This window comes from Falsiroseomonas sp. (assembly GCF_051859025.1).
In the GTDB taxonomy this organism is placed as follows: Bacteria; Pseudomonadota; Alphaproteobacteria; order Acetobacterales; family Acetobacteraceae; genus Falsiroseomonas.
In genome coordinates, this window is record NZ_JBHYGL010000001.1 from 46,672 (window position 1) to 70,837 (window position 24,166).

The 24,166-nt window shown below is 69.5% G+C and carries 24 protein-coding genes; 12 read left to right on the forward strand and 12 right to left on the reverse strand.

The features are described 5' to 3' along the window. Positions 1 to 32: 32 nt before the first annotated feature. From gatC to gatB, 3 genes are read left to right on the forward strand one after another with little or no spacing between them, the layout of a single operon-like run. Positions 33 to 329 carry an Asp-tRNA(Asn)/Glu-tRNA(Gln) amidotransferase subunit GatC gene (gene gatC, locus ACTIE5_RS00240; protein WP_092957980.1) on the forward strand — a complete coding sequence of 99 codons (297 nt, stop codon included), beginning with the start codon at positions 33 to 35 and terminating at the stop codon, positions 327 to 329. Further along, a complete protein-coding gene (gatA, locus tag ACTIE5_RS00245; RefSeq protein ID WP_439547679.1) occupies positions 329 to 1,816 on the forward strand; it encodes an Asp-tRNA(Asn)/Glu-tRNA(Gln) amidotransferase subunit GatA in 1,488 nt (495 codons plus the stop codon). Before gatC ends, gatA begins: the two co-directional genes overlap by 1 nt. After that, complete coding sequence (gatB, locus tag ACTIE5_RS00250; RefSeq protein WP_439547680.1) at positions 1,813 to 3,264, forward strand: Asp-tRNA(Asn)/Glu-tRNA(Gln) amidotransferase subunit GatB; 1,452 nt, start codon at positions 1,813 to 1,815, stop codon at positions 3,262 to 3,264. Before gatA ends, gatB begins: the two co-directional genes overlap by 4 nt. Positions 3,265 to 3,358: 94 nt before the next feature. Here gatB and ACTIE5_RS00255 read toward each other — a convergent pair whose 3' ends face one another. The 3 genes from ACTIE5_RS00255 to ACTIE5_RS00265 form a co-directional block, all read right to left on the reverse strand. Then, the gene (locus ACTIE5_RS00255; RefSeq protein WP_439547681.1) at positions 3,359 to 4,948 is read right to left on the reverse strand and encodes an ABC transporter substrate-binding protein; all 1,590 of its coding nucleotides are present in this window, start codon (positions 4,946 to 4,948) and stop codon (positions 3,359 to 3,361) included. Between the two features lie 65 nt (positions 4,949 to 5,013). Further along, on the reverse strand, positions 5,014 to 5,814 hold the full coding sequence (locus tag ACTIE5_RS00260; RefSeq protein ID WP_439547682.1) for an IclR family transcriptional regulator: 801 nt from the start codon (positions 5,812 to 5,814) through the stop codon (positions 5,014 to 5,016). Beyond that, entirely contained in the window at positions 5,814 to 6,740 is a 927-nt protein-coding gene (locus ACTIE5_RS00265; RefSeq protein ID WP_439547683.1) for an NAD(P)H-dependent flavin oxidoreductase, read from the reverse strand. The genes ACTIE5_RS00260 and ACTIE5_RS00265 overlap by 1 nt, the downstream gene beginning before the upstream one ends. Before the next feature lie 178 nt (positions 6,741 to 6,918). On the opposite strand from ACTIE5_RS00265, the gene ACTIE5_RS00270 reads away from it, so the two are divergent. From ACTIE5_RS00270 to ACTIE5_RS00290, 5 genes are read left to right on the forward strand one after another with little or no spacing between them, the layout of a single operon-like run. Then, positions 6,919 to 8,991 (forward strand): 3-hydroxyacyl-CoA dehydrogenase NAD-binding domain-containing protein, encoded by a 2,073-nt coding sequence (locus ACTIE5_RS00270; protein WP_439547684.1) that lies wholly within the window; start codon positions 6,919 to 6,921, stop codon positions 8,989 to 8,991. Positions 8,992 to 9,035: 44 nt separating this feature from the next. Beyond that, positions 9,036 to 10,610 (forward strand): AMP-binding protein, encoded by a 1,575-nt coding sequence (locus ACTIE5_RS00275; protein ID WP_439547685.1) that lies wholly within the window; start codon positions 9,036 to 9,038, stop codon positions 10,608 to 10,610. Positions 10,611 to 10,620: 10 nt separating this feature from the next. Further along, positions 10,621 to 11,820 carry an acyl-CoA dehydrogenase family protein gene (locus ACTIE5_RS00280; RefSeq protein WP_439547686.1) on the forward strand — a complete coding sequence of 400 codons (1,200 nt, stop codon included), beginning with the start codon at positions 10,621 to 10,623 and terminating at the stop codon, positions 11,818 to 11,820. Positions 11,821 to 11,826: 6 nt separating this feature from the next. After that, positions 11,827 to 12,981, forward strand: a complete 1,155-nt coding sequence (locus ACTIE5_RS00285) for an acyl-CoA dehydrogenase family protein (RefSeq protein WP_439547687.1) — start codon at positions 11,827 to 11,829, stop codon at positions 12,979 to 12,981. 32 nt (positions 12,982 to 13,013) lie between these two features. Next, positions 13,014 to 13,976 (forward strand): tripartite tricarboxylate transporter substrate binding protein, encoded by a 963-nt coding sequence (locus tag ACTIE5_RS00290; protein WP_439547688.1) that lies wholly within the window; start codon positions 13,014 to 13,016, stop codon positions 13,974 to 13,976. A 3-nt stretch (positions 13,977 to 13,979) separates the two neighbouring features. On the opposite strand, the gene ACTIE5_RS00295 is transcribed toward ACTIE5_RS00290, so the two are convergent. From ACTIE5_RS00295 to ACTIE5_RS00305, 3 genes are all read right to left on the reverse strand, one after another. Beyond that, positions 13,980 to 14,654: an amino acid ABC transporter permease gene (locus tag ACTIE5_RS00295; protein ID WP_439547689.1), complete on the reverse strand. Its 675-nt coding sequence runs from the start codon at positions 14,652 to 14,654 to the stop codon at positions 13,980 to 13,982. After that, positions 14,654 to 15,334, reverse strand: a complete 681-nt coding sequence (locus ACTIE5_RS00300; protein ID WP_439547690.1) for an amino acid ABC transporter permease — start codon at positions 15,332 to 15,334, stop codon at positions 14,654 to 14,656. Before ACTIE5_RS00300 ends, ACTIE5_RS00295 begins: the two co-directional genes overlap by 1 nt. A 70-nt stretch (positions 15,335 to 15,404) precedes the next feature. Continuing rightward, positions 15,405 to 16,244, reverse strand: coding sequence for a transporter substrate-binding domain-containing protein (locus ACTIE5_RS00305; protein WP_439547691.1), 840 nt, complete (start codon positions 16,242 to 16,244; stop codon positions 15,405 to 15,407). Positions 16,245 to 16,564: 320 nt separating this feature from the next. On the opposite strand from ACTIE5_RS00305, the gene ACTIE5_RS00310 reads away from it, so the two are divergent. Continuing rightward, positions 16,565 to 16,780 carry a hypothetical protein gene (locus ACTIE5_RS00310; RefSeq protein ID WP_439547692.1) on the forward strand — a complete coding sequence of 72 codons (216 nt, stop codon included), beginning with the start codon at positions 16,565 to 16,567 and terminating at the stop codon, positions 16,778 to 16,780. 61 nt (positions 16,781 to 16,841) lie between these two features. Here ACTIE5_RS00310 and ACTIE5_RS00315 read toward each other — a convergent pair whose 3' ends face one another. After that, positions 16,842 to 18,521 carry a methyl-accepting chemotaxis protein gene (locus ACTIE5_RS00315; RefSeq protein ID WP_439547693.1) on the reverse strand — a complete coding sequence of 560 codons (1,680 nt, stop codon included), beginning with the start codon at positions 18,519 to 18,521 and terminating at the stop codon, positions 16,842 to 16,844. 111 nt (positions 18,522 to 18,632) lie between these two features. Next, positions 18,633 to 19,730: an S-methyl-5-thioribose-1-phosphate isomerase gene (gene mtnA / locus ACTIE5_RS00320; protein WP_439547694.1), complete on the reverse strand. Its 1,098-nt coding sequence runs from the start codon at positions 19,728 to 19,730 to the stop codon at positions 18,633 to 18,635. A gap of 78 nt (positions 19,731 to 19,808) precedes the next feature. Between mtnA and ACTIE5_RS00325 the strand changes: the two genes are divergently transcribed. Beyond that, positions 19,809 to 20,060, forward strand: coding sequence for a PepSY domain-containing protein (locus tag ACTIE5_RS00325; RefSeq protein WP_439547695.1), 252 nt, complete (start codon positions 19,809 to 19,811; stop codon positions 20,058 to 20,060). Here the strand turns inward: ACTIE5_RS00325 and ACTIE5_RS00330 are convergent. Further along, positions 20,057 to 20,542 carry a UPF0262 family protein gene (locus ACTIE5_RS00330; protein ID WP_439547696.1) on the reverse strand — a complete coding sequence of 162 codons (486 nt, stop codon included), beginning with the start codon at positions 20,540 to 20,542 and terminating at the stop codon, positions 20,057 to 20,059. The genes ACTIE5_RS00325 and ACTIE5_RS00330 overlap by 4 nt on opposite strands. Further along, positions 20,535 to 20,996, reverse strand: a complete 462-nt coding sequence (locus ACTIE5_RS00335; RefSeq protein WP_439547697.1) for a DUF983 domain-containing protein — start codon at positions 20,994 to 20,996, stop codon at positions 20,535 to 20,537. The genes ACTIE5_RS00330 and ACTIE5_RS00335 overlap by 8 nt, the downstream gene beginning before the upstream one ends. A 263-nt stretch (positions 20,997 to 21,259) precedes the next feature. On the opposite strand from ACTIE5_RS00335, the gene ACTIE5_RS00340 reads away from it, so the two are divergent. Both ACTIE5_RS00340 and ACTIE5_RS00345 read left to right on the forward strand, forming a co-directional pair. Beyond that, positions 21,260 to 21,934: an aspartate/glutamate racemase family protein gene (locus tag ACTIE5_RS00340; protein WP_439547698.1), complete on the forward strand. Its 675-nt coding sequence runs from the start codon at positions 21,260 to 21,262 to the stop codon at positions 21,932 to 21,934. Beyond that, positions 21,931 to 22,353: a tetratricopeptide repeat protein gene (locus tag ACTIE5_RS00345; protein WP_439547699.1), complete on the forward strand. Its 423-nt coding sequence runs from the start codon at positions 21,931 to 21,933 to the stop codon at positions 22,351 to 22,353. Before ACTIE5_RS00340 ends, ACTIE5_RS00345 begins: the two co-directional genes overlap by 4 nt. A gap of 3 nt (positions 22,354 to 22,356) precedes the next feature. On the opposite strand, the gene ACTIE5_RS00350 is transcribed toward ACTIE5_RS00345, so the two are convergent. Both ACTIE5_RS00350 and ACTIE5_RS00355 read right to left on the reverse strand, forming a co-directional pair. Beyond that, positions 22,357 to 23,112, reverse strand: coding sequence for an SH3 domain-containing protein (locus ACTIE5_RS00350; protein ID WP_439547700.1), 756 nt, complete (start codon positions 23,110 to 23,112; stop codon positions 22,357 to 22,359). A 72-nt stretch (positions 23,113 to 23,184) separates the two neighbouring features. Then, positions 23,185 to 24,150 (reverse strand): N-carbamoyl-D-amino-acid hydrolase, encoded by a 966-nt coding sequence (locus ACTIE5_RS00355; RefSeq protein ID WP_439547701.1) that lies wholly within the window; start codon positions 24,148 to 24,150, stop codon positions 23,185 to 23,187. Positions 24,151 to 24,166 lie beyond the last annotated feature (16 nt).

Genomic DNA, 24,166 nt, shown 5'->3' on the forward strand with positions numbered 1-24,166 from the left:
AACCAAGCGATATCAAGGATTTTCGGCCCTCCATGTCCCTCGATTCCGCAACCGTCCGGCGCATCGCCGCCCTGGCCCGCATCCGGGTGGAAGATGACGAGCTTCCCCGCGTGCAGGCCGAGATCAACGGCATCCTCGGCTGGATCGAGCAATTGCAAGCCGTGAACACGGAAGGCGTGGAGCCGATGTCGGGCGGCAGCCCGGTGGGCCAGGCGCAGGCGCGGCTGCGGCCGGATGCCGTGACCGATGGCGATCGCGCGGAACAGGTCCTGGCCAATGCGCCGGACCGCATGGGCGCCTGGTTCGGCGTCCCGAAGGTGGTTGAGTGATGCATCCGACCGATTTCACCCTCGCCGGCGCGCTGGCCGCGCTGGAGGAAGGCGCCATCAGCAGCGTGGAACTCACGCAGGCGCATCTCGACGGGATCGCGAAGCTGAACCCGCGGATCAACGCCTACATCACCGTGACCGGTGAGAAGGCGCTGGCCCAGGCGGCGGAAAGCGATGCCCGGCGCAAGCGCGGCGATGCCCGGGCGCTGGAAGGCATCCCGCTGGCCATCAAGGATCTGTTCTGCACGGCGGGGACGGAGACGACCGCGGGCAGCAAGATCCTGAAGGGCTTCGTGCCGCCCTATGAGAGCACGGTGTCGCAGAAGCTGCTGGATGACGGGGCGGTGTTCCTCGGCAAGGCGAATCTCGACGAATTCGCCATGGGGTCGTCCAACACGACCAGCGCGGCAGGGCCGGTGGAGAATCCGTGGTCGCGGGCGAATGATCCGGCGACCAGGCTGGTGCCGGGCGGGTCGTCGGGCGGGTCCGCGGCCGCGGTCGCGGCGCGGATGGCGCTGGGGGCGACGGCGACGGATACCGGCGGGTCCATCCGCCAGCCCGCGGCCTTCTGCGGCATTGCGGGCATCAAGCCGACCTATGGAAGGTGCTCCCGCTTCGGGGTCGTGGCCTTCGCGTCGTCGCTCGACCAGGCGGGGCCGGTGGCGCGGACTGTGGAGGATTGCGCGCTGCTGCTGAAATCCATGTCGGGCTACGACCCGAAGGATTCCACCAGCGCGGACATGGCGGTGCCGGACTTCGCGGCGGCCTGCCGCCGGGGCGTGAAGGGCCTGCGGATCGGCGTGCCGAAGGAATACCGGCTGGACGGGTTGGCGCCGGAGATCGCGGCGCTATGGGACCAGGGCCTTGCCTGGCTGCGGGAGCAGGGCGCGGAGACGGTGGAGATCAGCCTGCCGCATGCGAAGTACGCGCTGCCGACCTACTACATCGTGGCGCCGGCGGAGGCTTCGTCCAACCTGGCGCGCTATGACGGCGTGCGCTTCGGCAGCCGGGTGACGGAGCCGGGGTCGGACCTGCGCGACCTCTATGAACGGACCCGCGCGGCGGGCTTCGGGCAGGAGGTGAAGCGCCGGATCATGATCGGCACCTATGTGCTGAGCGCCGGCTACTACGACGCCTACTATTTGAAGGCCCAGAAGATCCGCGCGCTGATCCGCCGGGACTTCGAGGAGGCGTTCAGGACGGTGGACGCCATTGTCTCGCCCGCCACGCCCTCGGCCGCCTTCGGGATGGACGAGAAGTACGACGACCCCGTGACGATGTACCTGAATGACGTCTTCACGGTGACGGCCAACCTGGCAGGCCTGCCGGGCCTGGCCGTGCCGGCGGGGCTGGACGGCCAGGGGCTGCCGCTGGGGTTGCAGGTGATCGGGCGCGCCTTCGACGAGGAAAGCGTTTTCGCAGTGGGCCGCGCGATCGAACAGGCGGCGAATTTCACGGCACTGCCGGGGCTGAGGGCTGGGGCATGAGCTACACCATCGAGGGCCGCACCGGCCCCTGGGAAATCGTCGTGGGCCTGGAGGTCCATGCCCAGGTCATCAGCCAGTCCAAGCTGTTCAGCGGTGCCGCCACGGCATTCGGCGCGGCGCCGAACAGCCAGGTGAGCTTCATCGATGCGGGCTTCCCCGGCATGCTGCCGGCGATCAACGCGGAATGCGTGACGCAGGCAGTGCGGACGGGGCTCGGGCTGAATGCCAAGGTGAACCTCTGGTCCCGCTTCGACCGGAAGAACTACTTCTACGCCGACCTGCCGCAGGGCTACCAGATCAGCCAGTTCGCGCATCCCATCGTGGGCGAAGGCGCGGTGGAGATCACGCTGGCCGATGGCGCGGTGAAGACCATCGGCATCACGCGGCTGCACCTGGAACAGGACGCCGGCAAGTCGCTGCATGACCAGCACCCGTCCAAGAGCTTCATCGACCTGAACCGGTCCGGCGTGGCGCTGATGGAGATCGTCAGCGAGCCCGACATGCGGAGCCCGGAAGAAGCGGGCGCCTATCTGTCGAAACTGAGACAAATCCTGCGATACCTCGGCACCTGCGACGGCAACATGGACGAGGGGTCCATGCGCGCCGACGTCAACGTTTCCGTCCGCAAGGCGGGCGAGGGCTATCGCACGCGCTGCGAGGTGAAGAACGTCAACTCCATCCGCTTCGTCATGCAGGCGGTGGAGGCCGAGGCGCGGCGGCAGATCGAGGTGTGGGAGGATGGCGGGGAGGTGTCGCAGGAGACGCGCCTGTTCGACACCGCCCGCGGCACGACCAGGTCCATGCGGTCCAAGGAGGATGCGCATGACTATCGCTACTTCCCCGAGCCCGACCTTCCCCCGTTGGTACTGGAATCCGATTGGGTGGAGGCGCTGAAGGCGGCGCTGCCGGAACTGCCGGATGCCAGGCGCGCGCGCTACGTCGCCATGGGCCTGTCGGCCTATGACGCCCATGTGCTGACCTTGGAGAAGGAGACGGCCGTCTTCTTCGAAAGCGTCGCCACGGGGCGGGACGCCAAGATCGTGGCGAACTGGCTGACCGGTGATTTCTTCGCGCATCTCAACAAGCGCGGCGTCGGCATCGAGGAGAGCCCGGTGCCGGCCAAGGACCTCGGCGCGCTGATCGACCTGATCGCGGACAAGACGATCAACGGCAAGATCGCCAAGGACGTGCTGGAGATCATGTTCGAGGAGGGCAAGACGCCCGCCGCGATCGTTGAGGAGCGCGGCCTGAAGCAGGTGACGGATACCGGCGCCATCGATGCGGCGGTGGACAAGGTGCTGGCCGCCAATCCGGGACAGCTGGAGCAGTACAAGGCGGGGAAGGTGACGCTGTTCGGCTTCTTCGTGGGTCAGACGATGAAGGCCCTCCAGGGCAAGGGGAATCCTGCCCTGGTGAATGAGGTGCTGAAGGCGAAGCTGGGCGGGTAGGGGCGCGGGACCCCCACCCCGACCAGCCTTCGGCGTCGGCGGCAGCGCCGCCGACGCCCCGCAATCGCGGGGGAGGGAGCTTGGGAGCGCCGCTTTACGCCGGCCGCACGCCCCAGGGGTACGGCATGCTCCCCTTCACCAGGCCCGTGATGCTCCGCCGCCAGGCGTTGCGCACGGTGAACTGGCCGAGCGGCACCGTCGCGACATCGTTCTGCGCGAGGGTGTTGATCTCATTCGCCAAGGCCTGCTGGCGCGCGGCGTCGGGTGCGTCGAACCAGGATTGGATCAGCTCCTGCGCGCGGGGGCTGTCGTACCAGCCGAACCAGCCGGTGGCGCCCGGCCCCTTCACCAGGGACGACACGGCGGGGTTGAGGTAGGCCAGCGACGACCCGTAGGTGTGGAAGATGCTCCAGCCGCCGCGCTCCGTCGGTTCGGTGCGGACGCGGCGCTGCACGACGGTGCCCCAATCCGTTTCCGCCAGTTCGACATTCATGCCGATGCGCTTCAGGCGGTCCGCCGTGATCTGGCCGTGCGGGCCGATCAGCGGGAAGTCGGTGGGGTTGATGACCACCACCTTCTCCCCGTTGTAGCCGCTGGCCTGCAGCGCCGCGCGGGCGCGGTCCAGGCTGCGGGGCGCGGCGTTGAGCGGTGACAGATCCTCCACGCCGTAGGGCGTGCCGCAGGGAAACAGGCTGCGGCATTCGCGCCAGACGGATTGGTCGTCGCCCAGCGTGGAACGCATGTATTCCTGCTGGTCCACCGCCAGTGCCACGGCCTGCCGCACCTTCAAGTTATTGAAGGGGGCCTGCAAATGGTTGAGGCGCATGACGGACATCAGCCCGGCATCGTTCAGCACGCCGACCTGGATGTTACGGTTGCGCGCCAGCGTCGGCACCAGGTCCGACAGCGGCTGTTCCAGCCAATCGACCTCCCCGGCCTGCAGGGCCGCGGCGGCCGTCGCGGGGTCCGGCAGGATGTGCCATTCGATGCGGGGGTAGTGGGCGATCTTGGCGCCGGATGCGCCATCATTGGCGTCCGCGCGCGGGCGATACGCCTCGTTCTTCGCATAGACGACGCGGCTGCCGCTGACGAATTCATCGCGGACGAAGCGGTAGGGGCCGCTGCCGACGGGGTCGCTGACCTGGGTGTTGGCATCGGTGGCCGCGAGCCGCGCGGGGATGATGAAGGGGACGTTGGCGTCGGGTTTCGCCAAGGCCTCCAGCAGCAGCGGGAAGGGGCGCTTCAGGCGGACTTCCAGGGTGCGGTCATCGGCGGCGCGCCATTCATCGACGGACAGCGCCAGGATCTGGCCGAAGGGATCGCGACGGGCCCAGCGCGCCAGGCTGGCGGCGCAATCCTGGGCGCGCACGGGTTCGCCATCATGGAAGCGCAGCCCCTCCCGCAGCTTGATGCGCCAGGTCCGGCCATCGGCGGAGGTCTCATGCCCTTCCGCCATCTGCGGCTTCGGGCGCAGCTGGGTGTCCAGCGCATAGAGTGTGTCGTAGACGTGATAGCCATGCATCTGGGTGACGATGGCACTCGTCCAGATGGGATCGAGCGCGGTCAGATTGGCCTGTGGCACGAAGCGCAGCGTGGCGGCGCGGGCGGGCTGGGCGATGGCGGGGGCGTGCGGCGCGAACAGGCCGAGCCCCGCCCCCGCCTGCAGCAGGGAACGGCGTTGCATGGTGGCTTCCTCCTCGCTGTTCTTCTCGACAGCGGGGGGAGGCTAGGCGCCGTGCGGGCGCCGGGTCAATTCGGGCGGTCCAGCACGCCGTCCAGGCTGCGGGCGAGGGCGAGGAGCGCGGGGCGCGCTTCGTCGAGCAGCGACTCGGTGGAGCAGACGAAGGCCGGCGCGCCGACATTCAGCACCATCATCGGCAGGCCGCCGCCGGGGCGGAAACTGGTCGCGATCGCGTTCACGCCATCCTGCCATTCGCCGAAGGAACAGCAGACGCCGAGAACAGCCGCATCCTCCCGCGCGCGGGCCACGCCGGCGGCGATGCGGGGCCAGGCGCCGTCATCCAATTCGCGCAGGCGCAGCAGCGCATCCTCTCGTTCGGCGGGCGGCGCCGCGGCCAGCCAGGCGCGGCCCATGGCGGAGAAGGCCAGCGAGATGCGGGAGCCTGCCTCCAGGTTCAGCGAAATGGGCGCGTCGCTGCGCACGACTTCCAGGTAGAGCATCGACATCCGGTCACGCATGCCAAGCGCGACGACGGCGCGCGTGCGGTCCGCCAGCGCCTGCATCGGCGCGCGGGCGATGCCGCGGATGTCGAGGCCACCCAGCGCCGCGCCACCCAGCGCGATGGCGGCGGGGCCGAGGCGGTAGCGCTGCGTCTCCGGCATATGCAGCAGCCAGCCGGCGCGGGTCAGCGTGGCCGTGAGGCGGGAGACGGTGCTGCGCGGCAGGCGCACGCGCGCGGCGATGTCCTGGTTGCCGAGCGGACCATCGCCGCGGCGGAAGCAGCCGAGCACGTCGAGCCCGCGGGTCAGGGCGGTGACGGTGTCCGCGGCCTCCGCGGGCAGGGTCTCCCCGGCGCGGCGACGGGCCATCAGCGCAGCCTTTCGCGCGCCGCCTCATATTCCGTGCGCAGGCGGGCGACGACCTCCGCCGTGGTGGGTGCGTCGGTGATGCTGCCGACGCCCTGGCCGGCGCCCCAGATGTCCCGCCATGCCTTCACGGCATTGCTGCCGAAATTCATCGCGGTCTTGTCGCGCGGCGGCAGGGCATCGGGGTCGAGGCCCTGCGCGGTGATGGAGGGTTTCAGGTAGTTGCCGTGCACGCCGGTGAAGAAGGGGGTGTAGAGGACATCGGCCGCGCTACTGTCGACGATCATGCGCTTGTAGGCCTCCGCCGCATTCGCCTCCCGCGTCGCGATGAAGCGCGTGCCGATATAGGCGAGGTCGGCGCCCATGGCCTGCGCGGCGAGGATCTGCCCGCCCTGGGTGATGCTGCCGGACAGCGCGATGGGGCCGGCGAAGATGCGGCGGATTTCGGCCACCAGCGCGAAGGGGGACAGCGTGCCGGCATGGCCGCCGGCGCCGGCGGCGACCAGGATCAGGCCATCGACACCGGCCTCCAGCGCCTTCTCCGCGTGTCTCAGGTTCGTGACGTCATGGAACACGATGCCGCCCCAGCCATGCACCTTGTCGATCACGGCGTTGGGTGCGCGCAGCGAGGTGATGATGATGGGCACGCGGTGCTTCGCGCAGATGTCGAGGTCATGGTCCAGCCGGTCGTTGGAGGCATGGACGATCTGGTTGACGGCGAAGGGGGCATCGCGATCCGTCAGCGTGGCGCGGAGATGCGTCAGCCATTCGTCCAGCGCTTCCTTCGGCCTGGCATTCAGCGCGGGAAAGGAACCGACGATGCCCGCCTGGCATTGGGCGATCACCAGGTCGGGGTGGGAGACGATGAACATCGGCGCGGCGATCGCGGGCAGGCTCAGGCGGGACTGCAGCAAAGCGGGAAGGGGCATCGGGGGCTCCGCGTCGGATGGGCGCAGGATGGGGGTGGGTTTCCGGGGGTGCAAGGTTTCTGCCTATAATTCTGTTTTGTGGAATTATGGTTCCGGCTTGACGGTCCACCGGCGATGGGCGACCTGTGTGCCAAGGGTTGAGCATTAATTTCCACGGTTCGGAATAAGGGAGCGCCGCATGGCCGAGTTGGTCCGGTTCGAGGTGATGGACGGCATCGGCGTCGCCACGCTCTCCAACCCGCCGGTCAACGCGCTTTCGGCGGCGCTGCGAGCGGCGCTGTTCGCGGCGGTGAAGCGGGCGGAGGACGAGGCTTCGGTGCGCGCCCTGGTGATCGCGGCGGAGGGCCGGACCTTCATCGCCGGCGCCGACATCTCCGAATTCGGCAAGCCGCCGGCCTCGCCCACGCTGGCGAAGCTGGTGGCGGCGCTGGATGGGTGTGCCAAGCCGGTAGTGGCAGCGATCCATGCGGCGGCGCTGGGCGGCGGGCTGGAAGTGGCCATGGCCTGCACGGCTCGGGTGCTGGGGCCGAAGGCGAGCCTCGGCCTGCCGGAGGTGAAGCTCGGGCTGCTGCCGGGCTCTGGCGGCACACAGCGGGCGCCGCGGCTGATGGGGGCGGCGGCCGCGCTGAAGCTGATGGTGGCGGGCGACCCGCTGCCGGCGAAGGCGGCCGTGGAGGCAGGGCTGGCGGATGCGGTGGCGGAGGGCGATTTGCTGGCCGCGGCGCGGGCGCATGCGGCGGATCTGGCCAATGGACCGACGCCGAAGCCGGTTTCGGCGCGGGATGAGGGGTTGGGGTCGCGCGAGGCGTTCGAGGCGGAGGCCGCGAAGCTGGCCGGCCGCGCGAAGGACGAACCCCAGATCGCGGATTGCATCGCCTGCGTCCGCGCGGCCTTCGAGATGCCGTTCGTGGACGGCGTGGCGTTCGAGCGTGCGGCCTTCCTGCGGCTGCTCGACGACCCTCGCAGCAAGGCGCTGCGCCATGTGTTCTTCGCGGAGCGCGAGGCGGCGAAGATCGCGGGCGTGCCGTCGGGCACGAAGCCGCGGGAGGTCAGGCGCGCCGCGGTGCTGGGCTCCGGCACCATGGGCGCGGGCATCGCCATGTGCTTCGCCAATGCGGGCATCCCGGTGCGCGTGATCGAGACGGATGAGGCTGCCAGCGCCAAGGGCATCGAGCGCATCCGCGGGACCTATGAGGCCAGCGTGAAGCGCGGCAGCCTGACGCCGGAGGCGCGGGATGCGCGGATGGCGATGATCGAGGGCTCGGTCGGGCTGGAGAGCGCGGCGGATGCCGATCTGGTGGTCGAAGCCATCTTCGAAGACCTGGAGCTGAAGAAGCAGGTTTTCGCGACGCTGGACCGCGTGACGAAGCCGGGGACGGTGCTGGCCTCCAACACCTCCTATCTCGACATCGATGCGATGGCGGCGGTGACGTCGCGGCCAGGCGACGTGCTGGGGATGCATTTCTTCTCGCCGGCCAATGTGATGAAGCTGCTGGAGATCGTGAGGGCGAAGGAGACGAGCCCGGAGGCCTTGGCCACGGCGGCGGAAATTGGCCGAAAACTGAAGAAGGTGCCGGTGGTGGTCGGCGTCTGCTTCGGCTTCGTGGGGAACCGGATGCTGGCGGCCCGGTCGCGGCAGGCGGAGCGGCTGCTGCTGGAAGGCGCGTCGCCGGCGCAGGTGGATGCGGCGTTGACGGGCTTCGGCTTCAAGATGGGGCCGTTTGCGATGACGGACCTCGCGGGGCTCGATATCGGCTGGCGGGTGCGGAAGGCGACCGGCGGGCGCGCGCCGGTGGCGGATGCGCTGGTGGAGGCGGGACGCCTCGGCCAGAAGACGCAGAAGGGCTTCTACCTGTACCCACAAGGCGCGAGGACGGGCGTCGCCGATCCGGATGTCGATGCGCTGATCGAGAAGGTCGCGAGCGCCGAGGGCGTGGCGCGGCGGGTGATCGATGGCGATGAAATCCTGGACCGGCTGGTCCTGCCGATGGTGAATGAGGGTGCCCGCATCCTGGAGGAAGGGATCGCGGCGCGGTCGGGCGACATCGATGTGGTCTGGCTGAACGGCTACAACTGGCCGGCCTGGCGCGGCGGGCCGATGCACTACGCCGATGCGCGCGGGCTGGCGGAGGTCGCGGCGCGGCTTGCGCAGTTCGCCGACCAGACCGGCGATGAATCGCTCCGCCCCGCACCGCTGCTGGCCAGGCTGGCGGCGGAGGGCAAGGGTTTCGCGAGTCTCAAGGCCGGGTGATGCGCCCCTGGGATTCCGCATACCCGCCGGAATGCCGGTGGGACGTGCCCATCCGGACGGGCACGCTGCCGGGGTTCCTGGACGACGTCGCCACGCGTTTTTCTGGCCTGCCCGCGCTGGAGTATCGCGGGCATCTGCTGCGCTACGCCGAACTGCGTGACTGGTCGGACCGCATCGCGGCGGGGCTGATGGCGCGGGGAATCGGGCGCGGGGATTGCGTCGCGCTCTATCTGCCGAACACGCCCTGGCATCCGCTGTGCTTCTTCGCGGTGCTGCGGACGGGGGCGCGGGTGGTGCATCTGTCCGCGCTCGATGCGAAGCGGGAGATCGCGCACAAGGCGCGGGATGCCGGCGCGACTTGCGTCATCACCACCGGTTTCGGATCGCTGGTCGCGAACGCGCAATGGCTGCGCGAGACGGGCGTGGTGCGGGATGTGTTCCTGGCGCCCGAAGCGCGCTGGGGCGGGGAGGATGCGGCGAATGATTTTCTCGCGCTGCCCGAAGCCGATGCACCGGCGGCTTGGCCCGCAATCGGCGTCGATGACGTCGCGCTGCTGCAATACACCGGCGGCACGACCGGCACGCCGAAGGGCGCGGTGCTGACGCATGGCAACCTGACGGCGACGGTCGCCTGCTACAAGGCGTGGCGGGATGCGACATCGCTGCCGGAAGGCACGGCGCGGGTGCTGGTGGCGCTGCCGCTGTTTCACATCTTCGCGCTGACGGCGGTGCTGCTGCGGCAGATGTCGGAAGGCGCGCTGTGTCATCTGCGCGTGCGCTTCGACGCGGCCGCCTGGGCGGATGATGTGGAGCGGTTGCGGATCACGACCTTCCCCGGTGTGCCGACCATGTGGATTGGCATCCTCAACCTGCCGGGGATCGAGACGCGCGACCTGTCATCCCTGCGGCAGTTGAGCTCGGGTGGCGCGCCGATGCCGCATGAGGTGCAGCAAAAGCTGGAAGCGGTGCTCGGCCAGCGCATCGGCGGCGGCTGGGGCATGACGGAGACGGGGCCGGCTGGCACGCGCCTGCCGCCGCATGCGCCGCGGCGCGCGGGGCTGATCGGGCTGCCGCTGCCGGGCGTTGATGCGCGGATCGTGGCGCTGGACGAACCCACGCGCGAACTCCCGCCGGGTGAGGTGGGGGAGATGGCGGTGCGCGGGCCGAACGTCTTCGCGGGCTACTGGAACCGGCCGGCGGAGAATGCGGCGGCCTTCGTGGATGGCTGGTTCCTGACCGGCGACAATGGCTGGATGGACGGGCAGGGCTATTTCACCCTGGTTGATCGCCGGAAGAACATGATCCTGTCCGGCGGCTTCAACGTCTATCCCGCGCAGATCGAGCAGGCGATCTATGAGCATCCCGCCGTGGCGGAATGCATCGTCATCGGCGTGCCGGATGCCTATCGCGGCCAGGCGGCCAAGGCCTTTTGTTCATTGAAGCCGGGCGCGGCCCCCTTCACCCTGGAGCAGTTGCGCACATTTCTGGGCGACCGCCTGGGAAAGCATGAACTGCCCTCGGCGCTTGAGATTCGCGAAAACCTGCCACGCAGCGCGGCCGGAAAACTGATGGCCGCGACGCTGCGGGATGAGGAAGCCGCGCGCGCGGCCCAGCAATAGGAGAGACGCCATGGACCTCCGCTACACGCCGGACGAGATCGCCTTCCGCGACGAATTGCGCCAGTTCTTCAAGACGGAAGTTCCGGCGGAAATCCGACGGAAGGTCAGCGAGGGGCGCAAGCTGTCGCGCGAGGATATCGTGACGACGCAGCGTGTGCTGCACGCGCATGGGATGGCGACACCGAACTGGCCCTTGGAATGGGGCGGCAAGGACTGGTCGCCGGTGCAGCGCTACATCTTCTCCGAGGAAATCCAGGCCTGCGCGGTGCCGCAGCCGCTGTCCTTCAACGTCAACATGGTCGGCCCCGTCATCGCGACCTTCGGGTCCCACGCGCAGAAGGAGCGATTCCTGCCGAAGACGGCGACGCTGGATATCTGGTGGGCGCAGGGGTTCTCGGAGCCGGGCGCGGGGAGCGACCTGGCGTCGTTGAAGACGACGGCGAAGCTGGAAGGCGACGAGTATGTCGTCAACGGGCAGAAGACCTGGACGACACTCGGGCAATATGCCGACTGGATCTTCTGCCTGGTGCGGACGGACCCGGCGGCGAAGAAGCAGGCGGGGATTTCCTTCATCCTGATCGACATGAAGACGCCGGGCATCACCATCCGTCCGATCATCACCATCGATGGCGGGCATGAGGTGAATGAGGTCTTCTTCGACGATGTGCGCGTGCCGGCGGAGAACCTTGTCGGCCAGGCCAACAAGGGATGGGACTACGCGAAGTTTCTCCTGTCGAACGAACGCATCGGCATCGCGCGCATCGGCCTCACCAAGGAACGGCTCGCGCGGGTGAAGCGCCTGGCGCAGGAGACGCCGGCGGGTGAGGGGATGGTGTGGGACGATCCCGATTTCCGCCGTCGCCTGGCGTGGAGCGAGATCGAGCTGAAGGCGCTGGAGATCACGCAGATGCGTGTCGTGGCCGCGCAGCGGACGAAGGCATCGGACAAGCCGGATCCGTCCTCCTCCATCCTGAAGATCAAGGGCAGCGAGATCCAGCAGCAGGCGACGCAGCTGCTGGTGGATGTGGCGGGGCCCTATGCCATGCCGCGGCCGGACCGGGAGGAGGAGGGGCTGAACCTGCCCTCCGTCGGGCCGGAATGGGCGGATGCGGCGGCGCCGCTGTTCTTCAACTACCGCAAGGTCTCGATCTATGGCGGGTCGAACGAGATCCAGCGGAACATCATCGCCAAGGCATTCCTGGGGCTCTGAATCACCATGGATTTCGACCTGACCGACGAACAGCGGATGCTGAGCGAGAGCGTCAATCGCCTTGTCACCGATGCCTATGGCGACTTCGAGCACCGGAAGGGATACCGCGCCGCGCCGCGGGGCTTCGCCGATGCCAATTGGCAGGCGCTGGCCGAGATGGGCTTGCTCGGCCTGCCCTTCGACGAGGCCGATGGCGGCTTCGGGGGTGGGCCGGTGGAGACGATGATCGTCATGGAAGCCTTCGGCCGCGGCCTGGTGCTGGAGCCCTTCCTGGCGACGGTGGTGCTGGCGGGCGGGCTGCTGCGACGCGCGGGGAACGAGGCGCAGCGCGCGGCGATCCTGCCCTCCGTCGTCGAGGGTTCCATGGTCCTCGCCTTCGCGCATCAGGAACGCCAGGCGCGGCATGATCTGCATGACGTCGCGACGACGGCGCGGCGGGATGGCGCGGAATGGGTGCTGGATGGCGCCAAGGGCGTGGTGCTGGCGGGTGACAGCGCGGACCGCATCATCGTCTCCGCCCGCACCGCCGGCGCGCGGCGGGACCGGGAGGGGATCAGCCTGTTCCTGCTCGATCCCGCCACGCCTGGTGTGACACGCCGCGGCTACGCGACGCAGGACGGGCTGCGCGCCGCGGAGCTGGTGCTGGAAGGCGCGCGGGTGCCCGCGGACGCCATGCTGGGCCATGAAGGCCAGGCGCTGCCGCTGATCGAGCTGGTGGTGGATGAGGCGAATGCGGCGCTGTGTGCCGAGGCGCTGGGCGCGATGGATGTGCTGCGCGACCTGACGGTGGACTACCTGAAGCAGCGGCAGCAATTCGGCCAGGCCATCGGCAATTTCCAGGCCCTTCAGCACCGTGCGGCGGACATGCTGGTGGCGACGGAACAGGCGCGCAGCATGGCCATGTATGCCGCGATGATGGTGCAGTCCGGCGATGCGGCGGCGCGGCGCACGGCGCTGTCTGCCGCCAAGGCGCTGGTCGCGAAGCTTGCCGACCAGCTCGGCAAGGATGCGATCCAGCTGCATGGCGGCATCGCGATGACGGAGGAATACAAGGCCGGCCATTACTTCAGGCGGCTGACCATGCTCGGCACGATCTTCGGCGATGTGGACCACCATCTGCGCGTCGTAGTTGCGGCGGGGGGGCTGCCCGAGGCAGTCTGATCCCCAAGAAGAATCTCGGGGAGAAACAATCGATGATGGGATTCCGCTTCGGGCGACGCGTCGGCTTGGGGATGTTGCTGGCGACGCCTGCGCTCGCGCAGGGTCGCTTCCCCGACCGCGCCATCCGCGTGCTGGTGCCCTTCCCGCCCGGCGGCACCACGGATATCCAGATGCGGGCGCTGTGCGAGGGCGCGTCGCGGCGCCTCGGCCAGCCCATCGTGATCGAGAACCGGCCCGGCGCCGGCGGCAGCCTGGGCGCAACCGCGCTGGCGCAGGGGACCAGGCCGGATGGCTACACGCTGTCCTGCATGCCCAATTCCATCTTCCGCATCCCCGTGATGATGGCGCGGCCGAGCTACGACCCGATGGAGGATTTCACCTGGGTGATCCGCCTGGTGGGCTACACCTTCGGCATCGTCGTGCGCGCCGATGCGCCCTGGCAGACCCTGCAGGAATTGCTGGCGGATGCGCGGGCCAATCCCGGGAAGATCACCTATGGCACCCCCGGCGTGGCCACGCTGGATGTGACGATGGAGCGCATCGCGCAGCTCTCGGGCGGCATCCAGTGGGTGCATGTCCCGTTCCGCGGCGGCGCGGACAACATGCAGGCGCTGCTGGGCGGGCAGATCAACGTCTCGGCTGAGAGCAGCGTCTGGGCGGAGCTGGTGCTGGACGGGCGCCTCCGGCTGTTGGCGACCTGGGGGGAGGAGCGGCCCGCGCGCTTCACCATGGCGCCGACCCTGCGCCAGGCGGGAGTGCCGGTGGCGAACTCCTCGCCCTACGGCCTGGCAGGGCCGAAGGGGATGGACCCGGAGATCGTCGCGACCCTGCACGACGCCTTCCGCGATGCGCTGCGGGACCCCGCGCATCTCGCGATCCTGGAACGCTTCAACATGCCTGTGATGTATGCGAACGGCGCGGAATATGCGCGCTATGCGCGGGAATTCTACGCCGAGGACAGCGCGATGGTGCGGGCGATGGGGCTGAGGTTCTGAGCGTTACCGCTTCCCCGCGATCTGCTTGTTCTCCAGCCGCGACAGCAGGCGGACGCAGGGCCACAGCAGGAGAAAATAGGCGAGTGCCGCGACCATGATGGGCGTCGCGTTGTAGGTCACGCTCTGCGCCTGGCGGGCCTGGAACAGCAGTTCAGGCAGCGCCACGACGCTGGCGATGGAGGTGAGCTTCACCACCTCCAGCGTGTTGGAGATCAAATCCGGCAGCACATTGCGCACGGCCTGCGGCAGCACCACGAAGACCCAGACCTGCCAGCGGCGAAGGCCCAGCGCGCGCGCGGCCTCCGGCTGGCCACGGGGGACGCTCTCGATGCCCGCGCGCAGGATCTCGGCGTAATAGGCGCCGGTGTTGAGCAGGAAGCCGAGTGCCACGGCGCCCCAGGCGCCGAGGTCGACGCCCGCGAAGGGCAGGCCGGCATAGAGGAAGATCAGCAGCACCAGCGGCGGGATGGCGCGGAAGAAATCGACGAAGGCCATCAGCGGATAGCGGACCCACGGGTTCTTCCGCGTGGACAGCACCGCCAGCACGATCCCGGCGCCGAGGCCGAGCGGTACCGTCATCGCCGCCAGCAGCAGCGTCTGGATCAGGCCCTGGATGAGGATGGGGCTGGCCTGGCGCGCGATGTCCAGGTTCAGGAAGGTCTCGATGAAGTCTTCCATCAGCGCTTCCAGGCGAATTTCGTCTCGATCCATCGCCCGGCGAAGACGACGGGGAGGAAGAGGATGATGTAGGCGATGGCGCCGAGCGTCAGCGGCGTCGGGTTGCCGGAGAAGGCCATGGCGGATTGCGCGGCGCCGAGGATTTCGGCGACGGCCACGACGGAACCCAGCGCCGTGCCCTTGGTGATGGCGATGGTGCGGTTGACCAGCGGCGGGATGGCGATGCGGATGGCCTGGGGCAGCACGATGCGGAACAGCGTCGGCAGGAAGCGCAGCCCCAAGGCGCGCGATGCCTCCCACTGCCCCGCCGGCACGGCGCAGATGCCGGCCCAGTAGATCTCCTCCGCGAAGGCCATCAGCACGAGGGACAGCGCCAGCCAGGTGGCGCCGAAGCCCGAGAAATCGAGGCCCGCATTGGGCAGGCCGAAATAGATCAGCACGATGATGACCAGCGGCGGCAGCGCGCGGAACACATCGACCGTGAAGATGATGAGCCAGTTCAGCGGCCGGATGCCGAGCGCGCGCACGACGGCCAGCAGCAACCCGGCCAGCAGGCCGGTGGCGATGATGCAGATGGCGAGGAGGATGGTGAGGCCCAGGCCCTCGATGATCTTCGGCGTGTATTCCGCCGCGACGCGAGGGTTGAGGAAGGAGAAGGCGAATTTTTCCCAAGCACTCATGCGCCCGGACCTCCGCCTTCATCCGGCCCTTTCCCCCCGGATGGGGGAAAGGGCTTCGTGCCAGGCAGGATCAGCAACGGGGTTCGCGCGGCGTGGCGTCGTAGCCCGCCAGGCCGGGAACGCCGGTGCCGGGGAACACGGTGTTCTCCGCGTCGTCGGCGGCGGGCGCGCTGCCGAACCATTGCTGCGACAGGCGGGCGATGGTGCCGTCCCGCTTCATGCATTCCAGCGCGTTCTCCAGCTGCACGCGCATGGCGGTGGCGCCCATCGGCAGCGGCGCGGACCAATGCGCGCGCGTGTCGGTCAGCACCAGGTCGGGCACGAATTGCGGCGTGCGCGTCGCGGCGTAGCGGACCACGGTGTTGCCGCCGAGGTTGGCGTAGGCGCGGCCGGAGATCACGGCCTGCACGGCATCGGTCTGCGTGTCGTAGGTCTGCACCGTGAAGCCGAAGCGTTCGGCATTGGCGGCCGCCCAGGCGTCATAGGCGCTGCCCTTGTTCACCGTGATGGCCTTGCCGCGCAAATCATCCGTGCTGCGCAGCGGCGCGCTGCCGCGGCGGATGCCGAACTGGAAGGCGGTGTAGAGGTAGCCTTCCGTGAACAGCATGTTTGCCGCGCGCTCCGCCGTCGCCGTCGTCGGCGCGCAGAGGAAATCGTAGCGGCCGGCATTCATGGCGGGGACAAGGCCGGAGAAGCTGGCGCTGTCGATCGTCAGTTCGCGGCCCATGCGGCGGGCGGCTTCGCGGAACAGGTCGATGTTGAAGCCCTGCACCCCGCCTTCGAGGCGCGGGAAGGCGTGGGGCGCGAAGGTGCCGTCCACGGCGCAGCGCAGCGGCGGCTGCTGCGCGCTGGCGGGCGCGGCGGCAAGCGCGCTGAATGCAAGCAGGCATGCGGCAAGGGTACGGCGCATGGTGACGGGCCTCCGGGTGATTGGGGTGGTCTGGGGTGTGGTCCGGCGGGGACACTCCCATCAGCACGCCCCGGACGCCACGCGGCGGAGGCCCGGATTACTGAGAATTCACCTGATTTCGAGACGTGATTGCCCGAAGCGAGGGCGGATTGGCGGCAGGGCGGGCAAGTCCCGGAAAATCCTGTGCTTCTTTCGTATGCAGCATGAAGGATGCCGTTAACGCCATGCCCCAATTTCGCCCCGCCAGCGGCGCGTGCCCGCCCCATGCGCTGCGTAGAAAGGGGATGCTGATGCTCACCACTGCCCCTGGAACCAACCCCATGCCCCGGTTTGCGCTCACCCTCGTCGTGCTCGGCCTCTTGGCGATCCTGCTGACGGTGCTGCTGGTGATGGGCGACGCCACCTTGCCCGGGCGCGTGCCGCCTTTCTTCGCCGCGGCGCTGGCGGGAATCGGGGGCGTCGCGCTGGTGGCGGGGTTGTGGCTGCTGGATGGCGCGGGCCCCGCGCCGGCGAAGGGGCCCGCGGCGGGTCGCTGAAGCGCTACCCGATCACACCGAAGCGGTGCGATCGGGTTTCGTGCTGTTGGACCAACAGATCCTAGGCCGCGCGCACGCCGTCCAGGAAAAGGTCCACTTCTTTCCGCAGCTTCTCCGCGCGCTGCGATAGTTCGCGGGAGGAAGCGCCGACCTGCGTGGCGGCGGCGCCGGTGGCTGTCGCCCCCTGCATGACCTGGTCGGCATAGCCGCTGACGCGCTGCGTGTTGGAGGAGGCGCTGACGACGGCGCGGATGATCTCCTGCGTCGCGACGGATTGTTCCTCCGCCGCCGCGGCCACCTGGACGGTGATGGTGTCCACCCTGCCGATGGTGTCGACGATGCCGCGGATGGCGGCGACGGCCTTCTCGGTCTCCGCCTGCATGGCGGCGATCTGGGTGCCGATCTCCTCCGTGGCCTTGGCGGTCTGGGCGGCGAGGGTCTTCACCTCCGAGGCGACGACGGCGAAGCCCTTGCCGTGTTCGCCGGCCCGCGCGGCCTCGATCGTCGCGTTGAGCGCCAGCAGGTTCGTCTGCCCGGCGATTCCGGAGATGAGGCGGACCACGTCGCCGATCTTCTGCGCGGCCTCCGACAGCGTGGTGACGGTGGCGTCCGTCGCGCGGGCATCCTCGCTCGCGCGGCGCGCGACGGTGGCGGTCTCGCTGATCTGGCGGGCGACCTCGCCGATGGAGGCGCCGAGTTCCTCGGCGGAGCTGGCGACGGTGCTGACGGAGCCGGCGGCTTCCCCGGCCGCGGCGGAGACGCCATTGGCGCTTTCCTCCCCGCGGCGGGCCGTTTCGGTCATCGAGCCCGCCATGGCATCGAGTTCGGTGACGGCGCCCGCCATGCCGCGCAGGCCCTCCGCCGCGCTGCGCTCGAACTCCGCGACCAGCTGGGCGAGCGTCGCCGCGCGGCGCGCCTTGTCCTCCGCGTCACGCAACGTCTGCGCATCGGCTTCCTTCTGCGCGACCAGCGCATCCTTGAAGACGGCCAGCTGCCGCGCGAAGCCGCCCATCTCCGTGCGGGCGGGCAGGGGCGGCACTTCCGCCGCCAGGTCGCCCGCCGCCAGCCGGGCCATGGGCCGGGAGACGGCGGACATCTGGCGGGAGAGGGTGCGGATGGCCATGAGGCTGAAGACCAGCCCGACCAGCACCGCGCCCGCGCCGAGGATGGCGATCAGCGTGAGGGCACTGCGCGCCGAATCTCCCGCGTCGTTCGCCTCCGCCGCACCGCCATTGTTGTTGAGCGTGGTGAGTTCGGCCATGAGGCGCAACGCTTCGAGGGCGAGGGGCCGCAACTCACGGTCCATGAAGGCGGCCGCTTCCGCATTGGCGTTGCGGCGCGACAACTCCAGCAGCCGCGCCACGCCGGCCTCGTAGCGGCCCCAGGCAGCCTGGAAATTGCGATAGAGGGCGGTTTCCTGCGGGCTGCTGATGAGGCCCTCATACACGCGGGTGGCGTTCGCCATCTCGCGCCGCAAATCGTCGATCCGCCGATCGAGCGTCGCCATCTGCTGAGGATCGGTGCTGAGAATGTGCGACAGGATGGTGGCGCGGTATTCGCCGATCAGCGTGCTGACATGGCCGACCGCCGTGATGCTCGGCATCCAGTTGGACGCGAGCTCATGGGCGTGACCGTTGATCGTGGCAATGCGCGACGCCGCCAGCCCGCCGATGCCTGCCAGCAGCAGCAGGAGCGTGGCCACCAGACCGATGATCTGTTCCCTGATCGTAAGCCGCGCCATGTCCGTCTCCTACCCGTTGCCTGAAGGCATTGACCTGCCGGGGCGGAAACTAGGCGGGGGCGCTCAAGATTTCGTGAATTCGGGGGCGGGGATTACGCCCACCCCCTGCCGTCAGGCCTTGTCGGGGTAGAGCGCGCGCAGCCCGGCCTCGCTGGCCTCGCAGCGGCCGCGTTCGGTGATGAGGCCCGTGACCAGGCGCGCGGGGGTGACATCAAAGGCCGGGTTGGCGGCGGGGCTGCCCTCGGCCACCACGCGCACCGTCTCGATCCGCCCATCGGCGGTGCGGCCGGTGAGGTCCGTGATCTCGACGGGGTTGCGTTCCTCGATCGGGATCTCGGCGACGCCGTCGGCCACCGTCATGTCCAGCGTGGAATGGGGCAGGGCGACCCAGAAGGGTACGCCATTGTCGCGGGCCGCCAGGGCCTTGAGGTAGGTGCCGATCTTGTTGGCGACATCGCCGGTGCGGGTCACGCGGTCCGTGCCGACGATGACGATATCGACCTCCCCGTGCTGCATCAGGTGGCCGCCGGCATTGTCGGCGATGACGGTGTGGGGCACGCCGTGGCGGCCGAGTTCCCAGGCCGTCAGCGCGGCGCCCTGGTTGCGCGGCCGGGTCTCATCCACCCAGACATGGACGTCCATGCCGGAATCATGGGCCTGGTAGATGGGGGACAGCGCGGTGCCGTAATCCACCGTCGCGATCCAGCCGGCATTGCAATGCGTCAGGATGTTCACGCGCTGCCCAGGTTGCTTGCGGGCGGCGATGTCCTGCAGGAGGGGCAGGCCGTGTTCGCCGATGCGGCGGCAGGTTTCCACATCGTCGTCGCAGATGGCGGCGGCCTCGGCATAGGCGGCGGCCACGCGATCGGCGGGGGGCAGGTTGTGCAGCGCGGCGCGCATCCGGGCCAGCGCCCAGCGCAGGTTGATGGCGGTGGGGCGCGTCTCCCCCAGCATGGCGACGACGCGGTCGAGCTTGGTGGTGGAGGCATCGGCCCGCAGAGCCAGCGCCACGCCATAGGCGGCGACGGCGCCGATCAGCGGCGCGCCGCGCACCTGCATGGAGCGGATCGCGGTCGCAACCTGGTCTTCATCGGTCAGGCGCAGGATGTCGAGCGACCAGGGGAGCTTCGTCTGGTCGAAGATGCGGACGGACCAGCCATCGGCCTGGTCGACCCAGACGCTGCGATAGGGGGTGCCGTCGATCTTCATGCCTGTCTCCCGAAGAATGTGCGTTGAACCATGCCCGGTGCCTCCTCATCCAGGGGGCGGATGATGAAAGGAAGAACGATGCGCCTGACGCTGACCGCCGCCGCGCTGCTGGCCATGACCGCGCTGCCCGCCTGGGCCGCGGCGCCGCCCGCCAATGCGCGACCGGCCTCGGAATTGCTGCGGATGATCGAGCAGCGGCCGGATTTCGGGCACCTGGCGGAGCTGGACTGGGATGATGACGGATACTGGAAGGTCGAATACCGCACGCGGGATGGCCGCAAGGTCGAGCTGCGGATCGACCCCGTCAGCGGCGAGCCCCGCGCCCGCTAGATACGCTGGTGCAGCGCGCAGACCAGGGTGAAGAGGCGGCGCGCGGTTTCGAAATCGATCTCGACACGGCCGGCGAGGCGGGTGGTCAGCAGTTCCGCCCCCTCGTTGTGCAAACCACGGCGGCCCATGTCGATGGCCTGGATGCGGGCCTCCGACCCTCCCTCCGCCACCGCCTTCTCATGGCTTTCCACCACCAAATGGTAGTCCTTGATGAGGCGGCGGAAGGGGCCGAGCGCCAGGACCAGCGCGTGCAGCGGCTGGTCCTGGGCGTCGCGGATATCCAGGATGAGGCGACCATCGCGTACCGCGATGGCCAGGCCGAAGGGGCCCTGCCCGAGCCCTTGGGGCCGGAAGCAATTGGCGGCCAGCAGATCCTCCACCGCCTGGCGGCGATCGGCCTCCGCATAGGGGCTGGGGAGCGTGGTTGCATCGGGCAGGACGATGCTCACCAGGTCCCGGGGGCCATGCACGCGATCAGGCATCGGGACGTCCGGGGGCGGGCCGGGGCGCCGACCGGGGCGCCGGTTCCGCGCCATGTTCCGACCCATCGAAGCCGAGGCGCATCATCCACCCCACGGTCGCACCCTTGATGGGCGGCAGCAGCAGCAGGCAGGCGATGGTGAAGGCCGGCAGCCACACGACCATGTGGAGCCACATCGGGGGCTGGTAGGCTTTCTCGATCCACAGCACCGGCGGGAACAGGATGTGGCCCGCGACGAAGATGGTGAAATAGGGCGGCGCGTCATCCGCCCGCAGCCGGCCCAGCGGGGCGTGGCAGTTGGAACATTCGTCCACCACCTTCAGATAGCCCCTGAAGACCTTGCCGACCCCGCAGATGGGGCAGCGATTCCGCATCCCGCGCCCGGCGGCCTGCCAGATGCTGGTGGGTGGCGTGTAGGGCAGGGCGGCGGCCGAGCGATCGGGCTCCCAGCGCATGATGAGGCGTCCCTTCCGGCGTTGTGGCCCCAACCGGGGCGGCGGCCGTCGGTGACGGCCGTGAAGCCCAGGCGTGCCCCGCCATATTGTGCACTGCATCATGGCGTGGCGCCGGGGCCGGATCAAGCGTTGCGGTTGCATGGCAGGGTGGCAACCACGGCCCGTGCCGCGGTCCGCGCTTGTCGGCGCGGGCCTGGTCCGGGATGCTGCGTCAACGCGGCGGCGGGGCGGAAGGCTCCGCGGTGGCAGCAAGGAGCGGGGCGATGGCAGAGCGTATCCTGGTGGTGAACCCGAACAGCAGCACCGCCTGCACCAGGGGGATCGCGGCGGCGCTGGCAGGCTTCGCCGCCCCGGGGATGCCGCTGCTGGAGGTGACGGATTTGCGCGACGGCCCGCCGGCGGTCGTGACCTGGCGGGACTGGTTCAGCGTGGCCGAACCGCTGTGCCAGCTGGTGCAGCAGGAGGCCGCGGCAGCCTACATCATCGCCTGCGTGTCGGACCCGGGCGTGGACGCCGTGCGGACCGTCACGAAGGCGCCGGTCTTCGGCCCGCTCCGCAGCGCCATCGCCGCGGCGCTGGCGCGGGCGGATCGCTTCGGCATCATCGCCTTCGCCGATCCCTCCATCGCGCGGCAGCGGCGTTCCATGGCGGCGATGGGGGTGGAGGCGCGGCTGGCCGGCCATATCCCGCTGAACCTGCCGATGGACGTGCTGACGGACCCGGTGGCGCCCCGCGCCGCCCTGGTCGCGGCGGCGCGGCGGATCGTGGAGCAGGGGGCGGAGGCGGTGATCCTGGGCTGCGCCGGCATGGCGGCGCATCGCGCGGCGGTCGAGGCCGCCTGCGGCGTGCCAGTGATCGAGCCCTGCCAGGCGGCGGCGGCGCTGGCGATCCAGGCGGTGGTGGCAGGGCGGCCGGCGCTGGCCCTGGCGGCCGAATGAGGCGCGCCGCGGTGGTGGCCCTGGCCCTGCTCGCAGGGCCGGCGCTGGCGGTGCTGCCGGACCCGCCCGGCGACCCGGAGGTGGCGGAGGGCGCCCGGCTGGTGGAGGGCGGGCGCTATGAGCTCGGCCTGCCGCTGCTGGAAGCGGCGCTGGCCCGCCTGCCGGGGGACCCCGACATCCTGGTCTATATCGCCTTCGCGCATCGCCGGCTGGGCCGGCGGGATGCGGCGATGGAGGCCTATCTGCTGGCGCTGGGCAGCAACCCCAACCACCCCGGCGCCCTTGCCTACCAGGGCAGCCTGATGCTGGAGATGGGGGACCGCGCGGGAGCGGCGGCCAATTTGGCGCAGCTCACCAACAGCTGTGGTGGCTGCGCGGAGCGCGAGACGCTGGCGCGGGAACTGGCCCGCGCCAGGTAGCGACTACTTCAGCTTGGGGCCGGCCGGCTTGCCGTCCCAGCTATCCGTCACCCAGGTGAAGGCGGTCAGCCAGGCGGGGTCAGCGCCGGGGGGCAGGCCGGCCTTCAGATCCTCGATCGTGATGCCACCGAGCTGGAGGTGCGGGCGTTCGCCGGGCTTGGAGACCAGGCCCTCGTCACGGCCAACGGCTTCCAGCCGGTCCCACATCTGGGACTGGCCCTCATCCGCATCCCAGGACCAGCGGCCTTCCAGGGCCAGGACGAAATCGGCGGCCAGGCCGAACTGGTGCAGGCTGTGCCAGGCCGCCACCGGCGTCAGCATCCGGCCCGACCGGCTGCGGCCGGAGGCGTAGAGGTGGTTCTGCCGCCAGGGGCCGCGCATGCCCTCATAGATGCCGAAGGGGATGCCTTCCGCGTTGAGGCGGGAGACGACACGCAGGGCGCGGTCCCGGAAGGCGGGGTGCAGCATCTTCGGATCGCGGTTCACGCGGTCCACGTTCCGCCAGGGGAAGGTTTCTGTCACATGGGTCGGCGACTTGGCGCCTGCCACCTGGCGGCGGAGCAGGCCGACCGGGGCATAGCCCTGCTGGCCGCCCGGGGCCTCCACCTGGACCCAGCCATCGACGGCTTCCGTCACCATCACCACGATCTGGTCGGCCGGCAGGGCACGAACCGTCTTCTGGTCCGCGCCCGGACCCTGGCGCAGCTCGGTCGCCGCGGTGACGCGGAAAAGGACGGGGTAGGCGTCAGGGTCGGTCATGCGGGGCCTTCGCGATCGGGGCGTGCGGGGGGTTTAGCGCGGGCGGCGGGGCGGCGGCTAGCCTGCGACGCTTCAGCGCTTGGGCGTCCAGACCGGCGGGGCCTCGCTGCCCACCTGCGCGGTGATGCGGGTGTAGTGTTCCGGGCGGCGGTGGCGGGCGAAGTTGAAGATCGTGTTGCGGCCGAGTTCGCACATGCCGAGGTCGCATTCCGCGACGATCACCTCGTCATCCCAGCTCGTGGCCTGGGCCATGATCTCGCCCTGCGGGTTCACGATGATCGAATGGCCGAACAGCTCGTGCCCGTCCTCGGTGCCCGCCTTGGCGACGCCGATGCCGAAGCAGGCATTCTGGTAGCAGCCTGCCTGGATCGAGAGATGGCTGTGGGCGACGCGAAGATGATGCGCCTCGAACCCCCGGTTCTCCATGTTCAGGCTGGGGGTGTTGTAGCCCAGCATCACAAGCTCGACCTGCTGGAGGCCCAGCACGCGCCAGGCTTCCGGCCAGCGGCGGTCATTGCAGATCATCATGCCGATGTTCACGGGGCCGGCGGCGCCGAGGGGCGCGCGGACCACGGGGAAGCCGAGGTCGCCCGGTTCGAAATACCGCTTCTCCAGGTGCTGCACCGTGCGGACAGGGTCGTATTCCGCGTGGCCGGGCAGGTGGACCTTGCGGTATTTCAGCACGATTTCGCCATTCGGATGGACATAGACCGCCGTGTTGAAGCGGCGGCCGTCAGGCGTCTTTTCCGCATAGCCCAGGTGAAAGCCGATGTTCAGGCGGCGGGCGGCGTCGAACAGGGCGGCGGTTTCGTTCGACGGCAGCGCGTGTTCGTACCAATGGTCGGCCTCAGCAAGATTCCCGTGATACCAGCGCGGAAAGAAGGTCGTCAGCGCGAGTTCGGGGAAGACCACCACTTCCGCGCCGCGCCGCGCGGCCTTCTCCATCAGCCCGACCATACGGGCGATGGCGACGTCGCGCCCCTCGGCCTTCTGGATCGGACCCATCTGGGCGGCGGCGACGACGAGGCGGCGGGACATGGCGTATCCTGATGCG